Here is a 17,855-nt window from a genome sequence, read left to right on the forward strand (position 1 = left end):
AAGATAGCATGCTCCGGCGGCACCGACAGCCCACAGACAATGAACATACGTTTACCGATTGTTACTTTTTAAAGTAACCTTTGTAACCCTGAGACCGCCGTCTCGGTGCAGGAAGCACTCGATCACAAAACCCAACGCAAGGAAGCCCCTATGACAGATCCCGCCTGGCCCACGGACGAACGCCCGAGGGAACGTCTGCTCGCCCATGGCGCGCAAACCCTCTCCGACGCCGAACTGCTCGCTATTTTTTTGCGCACCGGGACCACCGGCATGCCGGTTATGGCGCTGGCCCGCCACCTTGTTGATGAATTCTCCGGGCTTCGGGGCCTGTTGGCCGCATCCCGCCGCCAGTTCTGTGAGGTAAAAGGCCTGGGAACCGCCAAATACGCCCAGGTTCAGGCTGCCATGGAAATGGCCCGCCGGGTCATGGACGAGCCACTTCGCCAGGGGGACCCCCTGCGCTCACCGGAAGACACCCGCCGGTTCCTGACCAGTCGCCTGGGCACCTACCCGCACGAGGTATTTGCCGGTCTGTTCCTGGATAACCGGCACCGGGTCATCCAATACCGGGAACTGTTCCGGGGCACTATCGACGGCGCTGCCGTGTATCCCAGAGAGGTGGTGCGACAGGCCCTGGAGGACAACGCAGCGGCGGTTATTTTCGCACACAACCATCCATCCGGCGTAGCAGAGCCCAGCCAGGCTGACATTTCTCTGACCCGTCGCCTGAAGGAGGCCCTCGGCCTGGTGGATATCAGGGTTCTTGACCATATGGTTGTTGGCCACGGTGAGGTAATATCACTGGCTGAACGGGGGCTGATGTAAGAACAGTGAGCGCGAATACCGGAAAACCGGCCAAATTCCCAACAATTTTTTGCGTTGGGGGGTCAGTTCTGGTATAAAAGCGTCCCTTTCTGGCGGCGTCTGGCGAGCAGCGTTCAGTTTAGAGGCGCGAATGGGAGCGTAACGGCTCCTTAGCAACCAGAGACGCATTTAAAACGAATTCGTATTTTTGAGACCATTGCTCAGGTCGGAGGCAAGTATGTCCAGAGTTTGTCAGGTTACCGGTAAGCGTCCGCTGTCCGGTAACAACGTTTCCCACGCGATGAACCACACTCGTCGTCGTTTTCTGCCGAATCTGCAGAACCATCGTTTCTGGGTTGAGTCCGAGAAGCGCTTCGTGAAGCTGCGCGTATCCACCAAGGGCATGCGCATCATCGACAAAAAAGGCATTGACGCTGTGCTGGCCGATCTTCGCGCCCGCGGCGAGAAATTTTAAGGAGCCGCATCATGCGCGAGAAAATCAAGCTGGTATCTTCAGCAGGCACTGGTCACTTCTACACGACCAAGAAGAACAAGCGTAACACGCCGGAAAAAATCGAGATCAAAAAGTACGATCCGGTTGTCCGTAAGCACGTTGCGTACAAGGAAGCCAAGATCAAGTAACTCCTGATCCGGCATCCAGAAAAGCCCGGCCAATGTGCCGGGCTTTTTTTGTGAACCAACCCCGCTCAGAACTTCTTCAGGTAACCCTCGGGTAACGCCACGTCCATGGCGATAGGCAGGTGATCCGACATCGGATAGCTCACCACCTCCGAGCGCCGGATTTCCAGGGACGGGCTCACCAGAATGTGATCCAGGGCCTTCTCGGGTCGCCAACTGGGAAAACTGTGGGCGGTATCCGGCAGAGGCACCAGATTGGTCTCTTTCAGAGGCGTCTGGGTCAGCAACTGTTCAGCGTGGGCGTTCATGTCCCCCATCAGAACCACATGCTGGTAGTCCGCAATCAGCTCCCGGATATAACCCAGTTGTCGCTGCTGGGCTGCCTTACTCAGGGAAAGGTGCATTAACACCAGTACCAGCGGGTCATGTTCGGTTCCATAGCGGGCAATGATGGCCCCACGGCCGGGAATCAGCCCCGGCAGCCTGTGCTCGGTCACATCCAGCGGCCGGTATCGGCTTAGCAGACCATTACTGTGCTGGGCGATCTGGCCGAGATTGCGGTTCAGTTGCTGGTACCAGTAGGGAATGCCCGCGGCCTCTGCCAGATACTGCACCTGATTGATGTAGCCACTGCGCAAACTGCCACCGTCGCATTCCTGCAAGGCGACCACATCGTAGTTGCACAACAGCGACGCAATGTGATCCAGGTTCCCGATACGGTTGCGGTGAGGCAGGAAGTGCTGCCAGCTCCGTGTGAGGTAATGGCGATAAGAGGAGGTATTGATACCCACCTGAATATTGAACGTCAGCAGGCGAATGTGTCGGTGTGGTTCGAATTCCGGCACATGTTCGGTTCCGGAGCAGGCACCCCTGGGGCCGCCGGCCCGCCCCAGAATGCCATTCAACTGCTTTCGGATATGCTTGTACATAATGGCGGTCTCAACCGGCCAGCTGTTCCCGGTATTCGGGCTTCAGTCTCAACTCTCAATAATGAGACACCTATTCGGCGTTGTCGTGCTCTTTGGCAACAAGGTAGTCCAGCACTTCCAGAACAGCTTCATGGCTGCCAGCCATGGACGCAGTGACCCTGTACTTGCCATTTACCAGCATAGTCGGTGTTCCGGTAACCCGCGCACCACGGATTTTGGCCTGGGCCTTCTGCATCAGCGCATTCACGCCAAAGCTTTTGTAATTGGCAAGAAACTCGTCCCGATCCACACCGTACCCTGCGACAAAATCAGCCAGGGCTTCCGGGGTATTCAGCGGACGGCGCTCGCCGGCGAGGGCATCAAACAGGGCATCGTGCACCTTGTCCAGCTCCCCCATGGCCTGCAGGGCATAAAACGCATAGGCGTGGGGTTCCCAGTTCCGTCCGAGGGCGGCCGGAATTTTGACAAAATTGACGTATTCCGGTGCATTGGCCTCCCAGTTCTCAATCAGCGGCTTGAAGTTGTAGCAGTGCGGACAGCCGTACCAGAACACCTCCGCCACCTCGACCCCTGACTGACTGTTTGTAGCCACAGGCGTATCCAGGCGCTCGTAATGCGTACCCTCCTTCCACTCTGCGGCACTGGCGAGGCCAGGGACAGACATAGCCAATAGCAGCAGGAAAACCGCTCTGAAAGATCGAAACATGGGGAATCTCCGGTTATTTGAATGTCGCCAATAAAAGAATTATGACCCAGCGAACCTGATAAGTTCCACACGCTCGCGGTTACGAAATCGAAAGGGACAAAAAACCCCGCACGAGGCGGGGTTTTTTGTCGCAAACCCAACAGATCAGTTAAGACCGGAAATGTAGCTGGAGACCGCTTCGATTTCAGCATCAGTCAGCTTTGACGCTACATCCATCATAATGGCCGCATTGGCACCGGTGCTGCGGGCACCTTCACGGTAGGCCTTGAGCTGCTTCGTCACGTACTCAGCGTTCTGGCCACCCAGAGCCGGATAACCGGCCGGCTCGTTGCCGTTGCCCCGAGGATTATGACAACCGGCACAGGCCGGCACACCCGTGGCCATGTTACCGCCGCGGTATAGTGCCGCCCCCTTGTCAGCCAGCTCGGGGTCCGCCTGGCTGACAACCATGTCCTGTTCGTTAAAGTACGCCGCCAGGTCCTGCAGATCCTGATCGGACATGCTGCCCAGCAGACCGGTCATCTCAGGAATGACCCTCTCGCCTTCCTTGATAGCCACCAACTGGTTATACAGGTACTTTTCGCCCAGACCAGACAGCTTAGGGTAAACGCCCATTACCGGCTTGGCACCGCCCTGGCCATGACAGCCAGCACATACCGCTGCGTTTTGTTCGCCTGCCTGAGAATCTCCTGCCCCGTGCGCCATCGCTACGAGGCCAACGCCAAGAACAACTCCTGCGATCAGTTTTTTCATGCCCGCTCCGCTTCTCTCATCTTTTTAAGGGTATTCTTCGCTATGCAGCCAGCAGGCGCTGAGCACTCAGGCTCAAAACCGGGGCTGCCAGCGGTCACGCACAGCGCGCCGCCCGGAATTGGTGTAGCATTATACATTAATCCCTGATAACTGAAATGCAAAGGAAAGCCAACCACTGTGGACCCTGATCTGACTCAAAAAACCGTCTCTTTTAACAGCGCCCGTTTCCTGGTCAGCGCCTCCCGTCTGGATGAGTGCCCACCGGATATCGGTGCGGAAGTCGCCTTCGCCGGCCGTTCCAACGCCGGCAAATCCAGCGCACTCAACGCCATTACAGTAAACGGCAAACTGGCGAGAACCAGCAAAACCCCTGGCCGCACCCGCCTGATCAACTTCTTCTCCCTCAACCGGGAGCAGTGCCGCCTGGTGGACCTGCCCGGGTATGGTTATGCCAAGGTCTCCAGAGACATGAAGGATGACTGGCAACAGCATCTGGGGCACTACCTGAACGACCGTCGCTGCCTGCGTGGGCTGGTTTTGGTGATGGACATCCGCCACCCGCTGACCGATTTTGACCAAATGATGGTGGAATGGTGCGAGCATAACAACCTTCCGCTGATGATTCTGGCCACCAAGGCCGACAAACTGAAGTTTGGCCAGGCCAAAACCAGCATGATGGGCATCGCCAAAAAGCTTTCAGGGTTTCAGTGTGTGGAACACCTGATCATGTTCTCGGCAACCTCAAAACGAGGCGTCGACGAATGCCAGGAGGCACTGACTGACTGGCTGGAAGATAATGGCACCGATGATGATGTAACGGCCTGAAACAGGACATAAAAAAACCGGCCTGCCAGAAAGCAGACCGGTGAAACGTCAGGGTTTGCGACGTGCTAAAACCTGAGATCGCACTCAGGAGACGCAAGGAATGTCCGAATTCCCAACGTCTTTTTCTTTGAGTATGGTATTCGACGAAAGTTCCAGGCCAGATCATTTTTTGACCAGACCTCCGGGTTTCACTTACACAGTGCCTCGTCCACACCCAGATCATCCCTGTCGTGAAGTGCCGGCCGGTATTTCTCCCTCAGCGCCATCACCCGGTCCCGGTAGGCCGGGGTCAGGTAAGGAATCTCGAGGGTCAGCACCTGGTAGATACCCTGTTTGAGTTCAGTGAGCGTCAGGCTGGCCGACTCCTCCTCCGCATGGGCCGTTTTCAGGAATGCCATCCAGTTAGTGATCACCAGCCACACGTTCAGGGACATGGCCGACCGCAGATCTTCTTCCTGAGGCTCAATGATTCCGGCCTCTGCCAGCTTTTCGAAGATCCGACTGATCGACACCAGACATCGATTGGTAAACTCCCGGTAGTCCTTTCGCAGGCGCTGATCGCTATCCAGCAAGTACTCCAGGTCCCGGTGAAAAAACCGGTAACTCCAGAGGCCGTCGAAAACCGACTCCAGGTAGAAAGTCATATCCTCGAGCGTCATGGCCCGGTCTTCCGGAATATCCAGATAGAAATCCACCAGCTTTTCGTATTCCAGGAAGATCTCGTAAATGATGTCCGACTTGTTGCGGAAGTGGTAATAAAGGTTGCCCGGCGAAATAGCCAGGTGCGCAGCAATATGGTTGGTGGTGATATTGCGCTCACCTCGCTCGTTGAACAGCTCCAGGCTGGAGAGCAGTATCTTGTCTCTTGTCTTCATAGGCCCGTCGGCGTTTGTTGTTGTGCAGCTCACAGATGGCCCGATTCGCCACCTGCCTTCGCTTGACTCACTAGAGTATATACTCTAATAATAGCTCCAGACGCAAATCGCACAATTTTTCGCCAATCGTGCAATGCCAGGAATAACCGGCTGCCGACTGATTCAGGGCGGCACCACAGAGGAGAGATCATCATGGGAGCCACTGTCGTTCAGCTCACCGAGAGCAAGAAACAGATCCAGCACACCCACCGGGTGTTCGAGGAGCAGAAAAAGGCGTTCCGCAACAATCCCATGCCTTCCCTGACCGAACGTCAGGAGAACCTGAAACGCCTCAAGCGGGTACTGCTGAGCAACCAGGACCGTTTGTTGGACGCCATCGACCGCGACTTCAGCTGCCGCTCAAAGGACGAATCACTCATCGCCGAGGTCATGCCCTCCATTCAGGGCATCAATTACACCCTGAAGCACCTCAGTGGCTGGATGAAACCCTCCAAACGACACGTATCCGTGCTGTTCCAACCGGCCAGCAACAAGGTTCACTACCAGCCAAAAGGGGTTGTCGGTGTGATCGTGCCCTGGAACTATCCACTGTATCTGGCTGTGGGGCCTCTGGTCGCTTCCCTGGCAGCGGGCAATCGCACCATGATCAAGATGTCGGAATACACGCCGCACACCTCGGCGCTGTTCAGGGAGCTGATTGAGGCCAGCCTCCCCGGGGACCTGGTTTCGGTTATCAATGGCGAGGCGGATGTGGCGGCGGACTTCTCGTCGCGTCCGTTTGATCACCTGCTGTTTACCGGCTCCACCACCGTGGGCAAGCTGGTCATGCGGGCGGCTGCGGAAAATCTGACCCCGGTCACCCTGGAGCTGGGTGGCAAATCGCCGGCTGTGGTGTCACCGGATGTGCCGATGGAAGATGCCGCCCAGCGCATTGCTTTCGGCAAGGCGTTCAACGCAGGGCAGACCTGCGTGGCGCCGGATTACGTGCTCTGCCCGGCAGACCGGGTTCAGGCCTTTGTCGATGAATTCCGGGCCCGCTTCTCGGAAATGTATCCGAGCCTGCGGGACAACGATGATTACACGGCCATCATCAATGAACGCCAGTACGATCGGCTGCAGGGCTACCTGGATGATGCCCGGGAAAAGGGTGCCGAGCTGTTGGAGGTCAATCCGGCCCGGGAAAACATGAAGGACGGTACCCGCAAGATTCCGCTGACGCTGGCTCTGAAAACCACGCCGGACATGAAACTAATGCAGGATGAGATTTTCGGCCCGATTCTGCCGGTGGTCAGTTACGGCAGCCTGGATGAAGCCATCCATTACATCAATGACCGGCCGCGGCCGCTGGCGCTGTATTTCTTCGGCTATGACAAGACCGAGCAGCAGCATGTTGTGGATAACACCCACTCGGGCGGCATGTGCATCAACGATTCGCTGATGCATGTGGCTCAGGATGATCTGCCGTTTGGTGGCGTCGGGGATTCCGGGATGGGCCATTACCATGGCCGCGAAGGCTTCCTGACCTTCTCCCATCACCGGGCCATTTTCACCAAGCAGAAGTTCAACAGCGGCAAGTTTGTTTATGCGCCCCATGGCACGGCGACACACAAGATGGTTTATAAGTTGTTTATCCGCTAAAACCTTAGTCTGCGTTCCTCGGGGCCGGCCGGCCGCTTGAGTGCGGTCGGCACCCTGGACAACAACGCCCGGCTGTTCCACAGCCTGAGGGCCGACAAACTGGTGATGAACCAGGACCGGATCAGCCACCTCCAGGCTGCTGCCCTGGCCGCCGATGGGGTCACCCCAACCGGCGTGAACGTGACCCTCAGGGCCCGGCACTTCGTGGTCGCGGCGAGTGCCATCGGCTCGCCAGGTCTCTTGTTGAGGTCCTATATCCCGGATCCCCACCAGCGCATTGGCAAAGGTTCCTTCATCCACCCCGTTAACGCCACCGTCGCCCAGATGCCCCAGCAGGTGGACCCGTTCTACGGCGCGCCCCAATCCGTCTACTCGGACGAATTCAACTTCCGCAACGGCTTTGGCGAACACCACCACGTAAGAAATCTCAGCATCCACGACGCCTCGATCTTCCCCACCGGCACAGTAGATCAGCCTTAAGTCCGACAGGCTGCTGGCATTGCTGGCCAATGAGCGCCTAGTTTCCATCGGGGATGCCAGCACGGAGATCGACAGGTCGGCAGGAAGGGCTTATCCGGGAATGTGAGAAGCCAGGGATGGCTTCGCTCAAGCGCACATGGATGTGCTTGTAGCGTTTCCCGGATAAGCCCTTCCTGCCGGCCATACCCGCATAACCAACACGCACCTCCCAAAGCCCTGGAAGCCACCTACAGATGGCGAAAAATTCTGCTATCCTAGGCCCTTGCAAAGAAAGGAGCTGTGCATGCCTAAAGTCGTCTACCCGGGCACCTTCGACCCAATCACCAACGGCCACACCGACCTGATCGAACGGGCCGGCCGCATGTTTGACGAAATCGTCGTTGCCGTCGCCTACAACCCCAAGAAACAGCCGCTTCTGAACCTCGAAGAGCGCTGTGAACTGGTCCGCCGGGCAACCGCGCATCTCCCCAATGTCAGCGTCACCGGCTTCAGCAACCTGCTGGCGGACTTTGTCCGTGAGCAGGGCGCCACCGTGATCCTGCGCGGCCTGCGCGCCGTCTCCGATTTCGAGTATGAATTCCAGTTGGCAGACATGAACCGCCGGCTTGCCCCGGAGGTGGAAAGCGTATTCCTGACACCCGCGAACCACCTGTCCTACATCTCCTCCACCCTGATCCGGGAAATCGCATCCCTGGGCGGCGATGTGTCTGAATTCGTCGATCCAGTGGTAGAGGCTGCCCTGAAACAGAAGTTTGAACGGGCCTGAGGGAACAAAAAAGCCCCGACAACGGGGCTTTTTTGTTCCTGACCCACGATTCAGAGCAGCGGTGGTAATGGAATTTCCACGCCGTTCACATCAACCATCAGATCCTTAACCTGCGCATCCAGCACCAGCCTGTCGCCCTCCTGAACCAGTATACCCTGCTTGATCAGGGGCGCCAGCTGCAGCCGCAGCTCCGGATACGTCTCTGCCAGGGCCAGGGGCAGGCTCAGATTCATGTCGCCGGTCAGGCGCTGCATCACCATCAGCATCTCGGTTTTCTGATCCGCCGTCAGCTCCGGATGGGAAATCCGGGCGCTTCCCGTTACCGCGCCTTCCGGCGTTGTTATATACAACTCCGGAAAACCCACGGAAAAGCCGGCCGCGGCCAAATCCCGTACGGCGGCATTCATCTGCTCCATGGCGGCCATCTGCTGGTCAAACCGGTCCTGATCGCCCGAAGCCTGAGTAACAGCCAGTGCCTGCATCGCCGACAGACTTTCTGTCAGGGCACTCCAGGCTGCCACATCCAGCCCCTCCAAGGCGAATACCAGCCGTTGGGGGCCATAAGCTTCCTCGGAAAGCGCAATATCGGCAACCTCGAAGGCCACACGCGAATCCAGTCGCCCACCATTGTTGACCGACTCACTGCTGCTCTGAACAGAGATGCCGTTCAGAGCAACCGGCTGCTCCTGATCGGGCGTGACAGACACCGATTCGACCACAACCTCTCCGGAGCCAGTCCAGATCTCACCGGAAAGGTGATTCATGGTTTGCTCCATCCGGAAGTCGCTGACACGGACATCCATCTCCGGGCCAGACAACCTCAGCGCGGGCCAGACCACCAGTGCCTCTGCACTGGAGCCCGCGTCACTGATTTCGATCCTCGCCAGCCCGCCGCTGGTGTCAAGGGACTCGCCTGTCCCGGCGTCAGTAACAGACATACCCGGCACTTCGAGCTCAAGGGTCGCGGTACCCCAGAGCCGAGTCTCCAGGGTCAGCCTGGGGTCTTCCACGGGAAACCAGTCCATACCCGGTGCGGACCAACCGTCGGCCGGCTCAAAGTTCATCAGGCTGCCTGTCACCCCATGGGTAACATCCGCCCGGAAAGCCACCCGATTGGACTCACCGGTTTCAGGATTCAACAGGCTGACTGAGCCGCTCAGCTCTGAACCGAGAATGCCCCGGCGATAATCTTCTGTCTCTAACTTCAGGAACGGCTGAGTACTGTTGACCTCTGCCGTTGCCCGCTGCCACTGCTGTTCGGTGACATAACCCACCACCCACGGCAGGCCACCGGCCACAACCAGCACTCCGGCGCCGGCAATCATCCATTTGGCATTCAAAATGCGCTCTCCGTCCGGGACATCAGTTTTTTCCAGTCAACCGTTCCAGCAACACCAGCTGGGACGCCAGGCGCTCCTCACCTTCGGCGGGCTGGTTCTGGATGTAACTGCCGTCCGATTGCAACACCCAGGACTGGCAGTTATCCGCCAGATAGGTATCCAGGTCTTCGCGAACACGGGCCGCCAGGGCCGGGTCGTCCAGGGGAAACGCGGTTTCCACGCGGCTCAGCAGGTTACGCTCCATACCATCCGCGCTTGAGCAGTAAACATCGGGCCGGCCGTTGTTACCGAAGTAATAGACCCGGGTGTGTTCGAGGAAGCGACCAATGATGGATCTTACCCGAATGTTATCGGAAAGGCCCGGTACCTCGGGGCGCAGACAACAGATGCCGCGGATGATCAGATCAATTTTCACGCCCGCCTGGGACGCCCGGTACAGGGCCTTGATCATCTGGATCTCGGTCAGGGCATTGAACTTGATGATAATCCGGCCCTTCTCGCCATAGCCGGCTTCCCGCTCGATCAGGCTGAGCAAACGCGAGTGCAGGGTAAACGGGGAATGAAACAGTTTCTTGATCTTCAGGGCCTTGCCCATGCCTGTCAGTTGCTGAAACAGCTTATTGACGTCATCGCTGATGGATTCGTCACAGGTCATGAAACTGTAATCGGTGTACAGGCGGGCGTTGCCAGCGTGATAGTTACCCGTGCCCAGGTGCACATAGCGCCGCAGCCGGCCTTCCTCCCGGCGTACGATCAGGATCATCTTGGCGTGGGTCTTGTAGCCGACAACGCCATAAACCACGATCACCCCGGCTTCCTGAAGCCGGCTCGCCAGTTCCAGATTTTCTGCCTCACTGAAACGGGCCCGCAACTCAATAACGGCGGTCACTTCCTTGCCGCGCCGGGCGGCATCGGCCAGCGCTTCGACAATTTCGGAATCCGCCCCGGTCCGGTAGAGAGTCTGGCGAATGGCCAGTACCTGGGGATCCTTGGCCGCCTGGCGCAGCAAATCCACCACCGGGCTGAAATTTTCATAGGGATGCAGAAGCAGTATCGGCTGCTTGCGGATGGCGTCAAACATCGAGTCCTTGCTTCGGATCTGCCTGGGAATCGATGGCGAGAAGCCGGAATAGGTCAGGTCCGGCCGATCCACCAGACCACCCACGGCCATCAGCCGAGTCAGGTTCACCGGGCCATGGACCTGGTACAGATCCCGTTCGGTGAGGCCAAACTCGGTCAGCAGGAACTGCACAAGTTCCTGCGGGCAGTTATCCGCCACCTCCAGGCGCACGCCATCACCAAAACGCCGGCTGAGCAGCTCCCCTCGCAGGGCCGAAGCCAGGTCTTCCAGGTCGTCCTCAAGCTCAAGGTCGGCGTTACGGGTGAGCCGGAACTGGTAGCAGCCTTTCACTTCCATGCCAGGGAACAGCTCGTCGGTATGGGCGTGGATCATGGAGGACAGGAACACCAGGTTTTCTCCGCCGTCGCATACATCATCCGGCAGTCGCACCAGGCGCGGCAGCGACCGGGGGGCCGGGACAATCGCCATACCGGTTTCACGGCCAAAAGCATCCTTGCCGTCCAGTTCCACGATAAAGTTCAGGCTCTTGTTGACCAGGCGCGGAAAGGGGTGCGAGGGGTCCAGCCCGATGGGGCTGACAACCGGCAGAATTTCCTCCTCAAAATAGTTACGAACCCATTCGGCCTGCTGCGGGGTCCACTCCCGGCGACGCACGAAATGGATGTTCTGCTGCTCCATTTCAGGAATGAGTACGTTATTGAGAATGTCATACTGTTCATGGATATAGTCATGGGCAACGCGGCTGATTTCCGCCAGTGCCTGGTCCGGCATCATGCCATCGGCGCCAATGGTCTCGCGGCCATACTTCATCTGCTGACGCAGGCCCGCGACACGAATCTCGAAAAATTCATCCATGTTGCTGCTGAAAATACAGCAGAAAATCAGACGATTGATCAGCGGGTGGGTAGTATCCAGAGCCTGTTTGAGCACCCGGTAGTTAAACTGGAGCTGGCTCAGCTCCCGGTTGAAGTAGTTTTCACTGGCGTCCAGGTTGACCTCTTCGCCCACCGGGGGAACTTCCACCGGCGCAGGCACACTCAGCTCACCACCCTTTGTCTGATTCTTGACCGTTTCCGCTGTCATGTTTCCTCGGTTTCAGTGTTGCTCACCGCCGCTGTGTTGCACGCCGGCGATTGGTTTGTATCGATTGTCAGCGTTGCCGGTCCCGCATCAGGCGGGCGGCACGCACGGCAAAATAGGTCAGGATCCCGTCGGCGCCAGCCCGACGCATCGACATCAGGCTTTCCATCATCACCGCCTCTTCATCCAGCCAGCCATTCTGTGCCGCCGCCATGTGCATGGCGTATTCACCGCTGACCTGGTACACAAATGTGGGCACCCGCAGTTCCGTTTTCACCCGGTACACAATATCCAGGTACGGCATACCGGGCTTGATCATCACCATGTCGGCACCTTCGGACAGATCCATCGCCACCTCGTGCAATGCCTCGTCGCTGTTGGCCGGATCCATCTGGTAAGTGGACTTGTTGCCTTTGCCGAGGTTGGCGGCCGAACCCACCGCGTCACGGAAAGGGCCGTAATAGCTGGATGCATACTTGGCAGAATAGGCCAGGATTCGGGTGTTCACATAGCCGGCATTTTCCAGCGCTTGCCGAATGGCGCCAACCCGGCCGTCCATCATGTCCGAGGGGGCGACCACATCGGCACCGGCATCGGCATGGGAAAGCGCCTGATTGACCAGCGCTTCGACGGTCACATCGTTGAGCACATAACCCTCGTTATCAATGATGCCGTCCTGGCCGTGGGTGGTAAACGGGTCCAGCGCCACATCGGTGATCACGCCCAACTCCGGCTGCGCTTTTTTCAGGGCCCTGACAGCCCGCTGGGCCAGGCCGTCAGAATCCCAGGCGCCGGAACCGGACAGGTTCTTTTTCTCCGCGGGCACCACCGGAAACAGGGCAACGGCAGGAATTCCCAGCTCTGCCAGCTCCGCTGCCTGATCGACCAGAAGATCGATACTCAGGCGCTCAACCCCCGGCATGGACGGCACCGGCTCACGCTGGCCCTCGCCTTCCAGCACGAACACCGGATAAATGAGGTTGCCCGGTGTCAGCTGGTTTTCCCGAACCAGCCGGCGGGAAAAATCGCTGGCCCGGTTGCGGCGCAGGCGGGCAGCGGGGAAAGCACGGGGAGTCGGAATCGGCACGGACAACCTCCTGAATGACTGAACAAAACGTCTGATGAATATTCCCGGCGCCGGTCCGGCGCCCTCTGCACCATCATACACGGCCAGCGCCGCCGGTTGCAGGCTCGCCCAGCAGGTTAATCCGATTTGATGACAGGGCGATTACCGGATGGAATCCAGCGCCTCGGCACGGATCCGTTCGGTTTCATTGAAGTGGCGGGCCCTGAGGCGATCCAGCGCCTCTTCCCGCTCCTGTGCCGCCAACCCGGACGACATCAGACGGTTCCGTTCCACGGAGTACACCTGCCAACGCTGGTCCCACTCCTGTTGTTCCTTTTCAAGCTGCGCCAGCCGGTCCGCCGCTTCCGCGCCGAACACCTCCTGCCGCCAGGCCTGCAGTGCCCGGGGATCGCCTGCCAGCTGCTGGCGCACCTGTTCATACTCGGCGAACTGACGGGTTTCTTCCCGGGCCTCGCGGAGCGGTTCCGGCAACGATGATTCGGCCTTGCGCAGGGCTTCGGCCTTCTCTTCAGCCGTCAAGCTCCCGTCCCGGGCAATTTGGCGTTTCTCCATCTGAAAACGGTCTACCGCTTCATCATCGGCGAAAAAGGCCTCTGCGGTAGCGGCATCCAGCCAGGTTCGGCGCAGGGCATGGACCTCAGACATCCGTCGCAGCGTCTCATCCAGGCCAAGGCCAGTCGCATCGCCATAGGCCTGCTCAAGTTCCGAAACGGCCAGCTTGTAATCGAGATAAGCGCCGAGGGTTGCCAGGGCCTGGGATCTCGCTGGTTCCTCAAGCGCCGCCAGGGCGGACTCGATACGGGCCACCAGCTGGTGCAGTGACTCCTCTCCCAGGGCGGAAAGAAAATACTCGAACATCTGGCGCAAATGCGGGGTGGGTATCAAATTGCCTAACCGGTCCGTTCTGGCCCATCCGCCCGGAACAGATGTACCTGCCAGGGAAGCCGGCAAGGTTTCCGGGACAGTAACTGCCGACGACCCGCCAACCAGCTTCGAGGGGGCATTCTGCCCGCCGGAAGCCCCTTGTTCCGCCACCACGACCGTTTGCCCACCCTGATTGAAAGAATTGGCGGGTGGGGTGGTTTCCTGTGAATCGGTGGTGAACAGCCAGAATGCGACAACAACTGCTATTATCACTGACAATGCAACGCAGAATCGGATAAGGGGTTTCATGGCCAAGGGCGGATCCGGAATCATCGGGTGACTGGCGCCTTGCCCCGGTTTAACAGGACAGGATGGTATCGGGCGAGGATAAACCAGGCTGGCAGGTCGTACCGAGACAGGGATCAAAAACAGAGCCGGGGCAGTGCCCCGGCTTGCCTGACCGGCGTTCAGAGGGAGCGGTTGTTGAACCCGACTTCCACCTTGCGCGGGCAATCAGAACGAAAGGTTGTATCGACTTCCTGTATCCTGCCGCCCTGGCTCAGGAAAGCATCAATGTCTGCCTGCAACTGTGCGCGAATCCGTGCACGGCCGGCAATGGAATGGTTGTCATCACTGTCGCTGGTCCAGCTTCCGGACTGCTCCAGGTTGCTTTCGTCGAATTCACTCATCATCTTTTCTCCATCAACGAAAACAGATGGTCGAGTGCTGCGACCCCGCAGGGAACCTCACTCCGTATCGACGAACGACCGCCTGCGGCCTCGTCTTGGCGTCTTTATAATCTGCTTTTTGTGACCACGCCATTGACCGGCAACGACTTTTTTGTAATTTTTTGTAACCATTAATAAGGCAATGAATTAAAAGGTTTAATTTATTATCTATCCAGAGCCTGAAGAATTGACACAAAGAATGAATGATGATTCACTACTTATAGGGAGCCGGAATGGCCTATCGGGAAACGGAGAAAATGCGCCAGCGTAAGGCCGAGGCGCGAAAGCGGATTGTGGAATGCACCTACCGGTGCGTTGCCGAGGGTGGTTTCCGAAGCGCGAGAGTTACCCGTATTGCTGACCTGGCGGGCGTCGCCACGGGAACCATCTACCGGCACTTCGAGTCAAGGGAAGACCTGTTTGCGGAAATATTCCGGCTGGCAACCCAGCGGGAAGTGGACAAGGTTGCCGAAGCACTGGCCACCACAGGAAACGCAGCCGAACGGCTTGAGCGGGCCCTGAGACAGTTCGCCGAACGGGCCCTGAAAGGCCCGATGATGGCTTGGTCACTGATTGCCGAGCCGGTGGATCCGAAAGTTGAAGAGGAGCGGCTGGCGTACCGTAAGGCCTACGCCAGCCTGTTTGAGAAAGCGATCCGGGAAGGCATCGCAGAAAAGTGCATACCGGATCAGGACGCACGCCAGAGCAGTACCTGCCTGGTCGGTGCCATTGCAGAAAGCCTGGTTGGCCCGCTGTCGCCAACCCAGACCAGCCAGACTGCCTGCGCAACAACTGACAACAACGACCCGCTGGTCGATTCCATCATCCGCTTCTGCATACAGGGATTGACCGGCACCAGGAGGTAGCAATGAACGCGCGGCAACCCAGACCCCAGATGCCAACAACCGACCAGGAGGATCGCTACCTGGCCACCACCCACGAGGTCTTCAACCAGCCCCCGGCTCTGGAGAACTATAACCTGTTTGAGCAGGACACTGCTTTGCAGGAAGCCGCTCTCCGAGAGGGTGCCGGAAGCGCAACCGAAGACCTCAAGGCATTCGGCGCCCTGGCCGGCGCCGCCGAAACCATTGACCTGGGCTTTCGCGCCAACGCCAACAAGCCGGTGTTCAATACCCACGACCGTTTCGGCCACCGCATAGACGAAGTGGACTTCCACCCGGCCTACCATGAACTGATGCGGATTGCCTTCGAAAACGGCCTGCACAGCAGCCCCTGGAGCCAGCCCGGCCAGGGCGCTCACGTGGCCCGCGCCGCCAAATACTACATGCACTCCCAGGTGGAAGCGGCCCATTGCTGCCCGGTGACCATGACCTTTGCCGCCATCCCGTCCATCCGGAAACAGCCGGAACTGGCGGCGGACTGGGAAGCCCGGATCCTCGCCAACCGCTATGACCCACGCAACCTGCCGGACAGCCAGAAAACCTCCGTCACCATCGGCATGGCCATGACCGAAAAACAGGGCGGCAGCGATGTCCGGGCCAACAGCACCAGAGCCTACCCGGTGGGTGCCGAAGGCCCCGGCCAGGCCTATGAACTGGTGGGCCATAAATGGTTCGTCTCCGCCCCCATGTGCGACGCCTTCCTGGTGCTGGCCCAGGCACCGGGTGGACTATCCTGCTTCCTGATGCCCCGCTGGCGCCCGGACGGCACCAAGAACCCCTGGCAGGTCCAGCGCCTGAAAAACAAGATGGGCAATATCGCCAACGCCTCCAGCGAAGCCGAACTGCGCGGCGCCCTCGCCTGGATGGTGGGCGAAGAAGGCCGTGGCGTAGCCACCATCATCGAAATGGTCGCCATGACCCGCTTCGACTGCATGATCGGCAGCTCCGCCGGTATGCGCCAGGCGGTGGCCCAGGCCACTCACCACTGCCGCCACCGCAGCGCCTTCGGCAACCGCCTGATCGAACAACCGCTGATGCAGAACGTGCTCGCCGACCTGGCCCTGGAAAGCGAAGCCGCACTGACCTACACCATGCGAATCGCCCGCGCCCTGGACAACCAGGACAAGGAACACGAACGCCTCCTGGCCCGCCTGGCGACACCGGTCGGCAAATACTGGATCTGCAAACGCACCCCGAACCATGCCTACGAAGCCATGGAATGCATCGGCGGCAGCGGCGTGATGGAAGACTGCATCATGCCCCGCCTGTTCCGGGAATCCCCCGTCAACGCCATCTGGGAAGGCAGCGGCAACGTCCAGTGCCTGGACACCCTCCGCGCCCTGCAAAAAGAACCCGAAACCCTCGACGCCTTTTTCAAAGAAGCCGCCGAAGCCAAAGGCGCCGACCGACGCTTCGACCAGTTCCTGGCGCAACTGCAACACGACTTCGCCGACATCAGCGACTTCCAGTACCGCGCCCGCAACCTGGTCGACCGGATGGCCCTGGTCATGCAGGCGTCCCTGCTTCTGCGCCACTCCGACAGAGCCGTAGCCGACGCCTTCTGCGCCTCCCGCCTGCAGTCCGGCGGTGGCATGAACTACGGCAACCTGCCCTCCGGCACCGACCCGGCAGCCATTATCAAACGGGCAACGCCTGTAGTAGGCTAATGTATTTGTTGTCGGCGCTATAACGAACGACGGCCAAGGCAACAGAAGCCTACTGAGAACTATGCGAACCGGTGGGGGTTGGCTTTCCAAAACTGTGCGGAGCCATGGATGGCGGAGCCCAAGCGTCACAGGGATGTGCCGTAAGGAGCGTGTTTTGGAAAGCCAACCCCCGCCGGTTCAGGCACCAAAGTCGGAACCAACCATGTCAGAAGCCCTGAGAAAACTCCTGAGGGAAGGCCAAAAGCCCCAACAGCCAGTAATCACGCCCCACGTAGGCGTCCTGACACTACATTTCCAACTCTACGGCTGCGAAGATCTCAAAGCCAAGCGCAAAGTCTTCACCGCCTTGAAGGCCGTCTGGGGCAAAGAACCCGACCTGGCCGTGGCCGAAACCGCCGATCAGGATGCCCTGGATCGCGCCACCTGGACCATCGCCGCCCTGGGCACCTCCTCCCGGCAGATCACCCAACGCCTCGACCAAGTCGAAAAAGCCATCCAGGAACGGGTGGATGCTGCCATACTGGACATACACCGGGAAATACTCTGACCGGAACACAACACCCCGGGCAGGGGCCATATGTGGCGTAACCTGTCGCCAGGTCGTATACTACGGCCCCTCAGGGATGCCAGTGCGCCTGCCAGGGGCAGGTGACCAGAAACCAATGCCGGACATGAATGCCGGCCGTATCCG

At 58.8% G+C, this 17,855-nt stretch carries 19 protein-coding genes; 10 read left to right on the forward strand and 9 right to left on the reverse strand.

Translation table 11 applies throughout. The features are described from left to right. The first annotated feature begins 150 nt into the window (after positions 1-150). From radC to rpmG, 3 genes are all read left to right on the forward strand, one after another. Positions 151-825 carry a RadC family protein gene (gene radC / locus D0851_RS10610; RefSeq protein ID WP_117618632.1) on the forward strand — a complete coding sequence of 225 codons (675 nt, stop codon included), beginning with the start codon at positions 151-153 and terminating at the stop codon, positions 823-825. A 217-nt stretch (positions 826-1,042) separates the two neighbouring features. Continuing rightward, entirely contained in the window at positions 1,043-1,279 is a 237-nt protein-coding gene (rpmB, locus tag D0851_RS10615) for a 50S ribosomal protein L28 (protein WP_091988362.1), read from the forward strand. Positions 1,280-1,290: 11 nt separating this feature from the next. Beyond that, entirely contained in the window at positions 1,291-1,446 is a 156-nt protein-coding gene (gene rpmG, locus D0851_RS10620) for a 50S ribosomal protein L33 (protein ID WP_008173465.1), read from the forward strand. A gap of 65 nt (positions 1,447-1,511) precedes the next feature. Here the strand turns inward: rpmG and D0851_RS10625 are convergent, their stop codons facing one another. The 3 genes from D0851_RS10625 to D0851_RS10635 all read right to left on the reverse strand — a co-directional run bounded on the left by D0851_RS10625 (position 1,512) and on the right by D0851_RS10635 (position 3,831). Continuing rightward, positions 1,512-2,372 (reverse strand): endonuclease/exonuclease/phosphatase family protein, encoded by an 861-nt coding sequence (locus D0851_RS10625; RefSeq protein WP_117618633.1) that lies wholly within the window; start codon positions 2,370-2,372, stop codon positions 1,512-1,514. A gap of 70 nt (positions 2,373-2,442) precedes the next feature. Continuing rightward, positions 2,443-3,078 (reverse strand): thiol:disulfide interchange protein DsbA/DsbL, encoded by a 636-nt coding sequence (locus D0851_RS10630; protein WP_117618634.1) that lies wholly within the window; start codon positions 3,076-3,078, stop codon positions 2,443-2,445. 144 nt (positions 3,079-3,222) lie between these two features. After that, positions 3,223-3,831 (reverse strand): c-type cytochrome, encoded by a 609-nt coding sequence (locus D0851_RS10635; RefSeq protein ID WP_117618635.1) that lies wholly within the window; start codon positions 3,829-3,831, stop codon positions 3,223-3,225. 177 nt (positions 3,832-4,008) lie between these two features. On the opposite strand from D0851_RS10635, the gene yihA reads away from it, so the two are divergent. Next, complete coding sequence (yihA, locus tag D0851_RS10640) at positions 4,009-4,656, forward strand: ribosome biogenesis GTP-binding protein YihA/YsxC (RefSeq protein WP_117618636.1); 648 nt, start codon at positions 4,009-4,011, stop codon at positions 4,654-4,656. Positions 4,657-4,844: 188 nt separating this feature from the next. Here the strand turns inward: yihA and D0851_RS10645 are convergent, their stop codons facing one another. Further along, on the reverse strand, positions 4,845-5,531 hold the full coding sequence (locus D0851_RS10645; protein WP_117618637.1) for a TetR/AcrR family transcriptional regulator: 687 nt from the start codon (positions 5,529-5,531) through the stop codon (positions 4,845-4,847). A gap of 192 nt (positions 5,532-5,723) precedes the next feature. Between D0851_RS10645 and D0851_RS10650 the strand changes: the two genes are divergently transcribed. The 3 genes from D0851_RS10650 to coaD all read left to right on the forward strand — a co-directional run bounded on the left by D0851_RS10650 (position 5,724) and on the right by coaD (position 8,415). Beyond that, positions 5,724-7,169 (forward strand): coniferyl aldehyde dehydrogenase, encoded by a 1,446-nt coding sequence (locus tag D0851_RS10650; RefSeq protein WP_117618638.1) that lies wholly within the window; start codon positions 5,724-5,726, stop codon positions 7,167-7,169. Between the two features lie 36 nt (positions 7,170-7,205). Then, positions 7,206-7,649 carry a GMC family oxidoreductase N-terminal domain-containing protein gene (locus tag D0851_RS10655; RefSeq protein ID WP_227539259.1) on the forward strand — a complete coding sequence of 148 codons (444 nt, stop codon included), beginning with the start codon at positions 7,206-7,208 and terminating at the stop codon, positions 7,647-7,649. A 283-nt stretch (positions 7,650-7,932) separates the two neighbouring features. Next, complete coding sequence (gene coaD / locus D0851_RS10660; RefSeq protein WP_117618639.1) at positions 7,933-8,415, forward strand: pantetheine-phosphate adenylyltransferase; 483 nt, start codon at positions 7,933-7,935, stop codon at positions 8,413-8,415. A gap of 50 nt (positions 8,416-8,465) precedes the next feature. Here coaD and D0851_RS10665 read toward each other — a convergent pair whose 3' ends face one another. The 5 genes from D0851_RS10665 to D0851_RS10685 form a co-directional block, all read right to left on the reverse strand. Then, positions 8,466-9,755 (reverse strand): DUF945 family protein, encoded by a 1,290-nt coding sequence (locus D0851_RS10665; protein ID WP_117618640.1) that lies wholly within the window; start codon positions 9,753-9,755, stop codon positions 8,466-8,468. 22 nt (positions 9,756-9,777) lie between these two features. Then, positions 9,778-11,919 carry a polyphosphate kinase 1 gene (gene ppk1 / locus D0851_RS10670; RefSeq protein WP_117618641.1) on the reverse strand — a complete coding sequence of 714 codons (2,142 nt, stop codon included), beginning with the start codon at positions 11,917-11,919 and terminating at the stop codon, positions 9,778-9,780. A 67-nt stretch (positions 11,920-11,986) separates the two neighbouring features. Beyond that, the gene (gene hemB / locus D0851_RS10675; RefSeq protein ID WP_117618642.1) at positions 11,987-13,003 is read right to left on the reverse strand and encodes a porphobilinogen synthase; all 1,017 of its coding nucleotides are present in this window, start codon (positions 13,001-13,003) and stop codon (positions 11,987-11,989) included. Positions 13,004-13,144: 141 nt separating this feature from the next. Continuing rightward, positions 13,145-14,176 carry a lipase secretion chaperone gene (locus D0851_RS10680; protein WP_117620358.1) on the reverse strand — a complete coding sequence of 344 codons (1,032 nt, stop codon included), beginning with the start codon at positions 14,174-14,176 and terminating at the stop codon, positions 13,145-13,147. 158 nt (positions 14,177-14,334) lie between these two features. Further along, positions 14,335-14,556, reverse strand: coding sequence for a hypothetical protein (locus D0851_RS10685; RefSeq protein WP_117620359.1), 222 nt, complete (start codon positions 14,554-14,556; stop codon positions 14,335-14,337). Between the two features lie 272 nt (positions 14,557-14,828). On the opposite strand from D0851_RS10685, the gene D0851_RS10695 reads away from it, so the two are divergent. The 3 genes from D0851_RS10695 (at position 14,829) to D0851_RS10705 (ending at position 17,711) form a co-directional block, all read left to right on the forward strand. Beyond that, positions 14,829-15,461: a TetR/AcrR family transcriptional regulator gene (locus tag D0851_RS10695; RefSeq protein ID WP_117618643.1), complete on the forward strand. Its 633-nt coding sequence runs from the start codon at positions 14,829-14,831 to the stop codon at positions 15,459-15,461. Between the two features lie 2 nt (positions 15,462-15,463). Then, positions 15,464-17,164 (forward strand): isovaleryl-CoA dehydrogenase, encoded by a 1,701-nt coding sequence (locus tag D0851_RS10700; protein ID WP_117618644.1) that lies wholly within the window; start codon positions 15,464-15,466, stop codon positions 17,162-17,164. Positions 17,165-17,366: 202 nt separating this feature from the next. Continuing rightward, positions 17,367-17,711, forward strand: coding sequence for a DUF503 domain-containing protein (locus D0851_RS10705; protein ID WP_117620360.1), 345 nt, complete (start codon positions 17,367-17,369; stop codon positions 17,709-17,711). Positions 17,712-17,855 lie beyond the last annotated feature (144 nt).

It is taken from the genome of Marinobacter sp. Arc7-DN-1 (genome assembly GCF_003441595.1).
In the GTDB taxonomy this organism is placed as follows: Bacteria; Pseudomonadota; Gammaproteobacteria; order Pseudomonadales; family Oleiphilaceae; genus Marinobacter; species Marinobacter metalliresistant.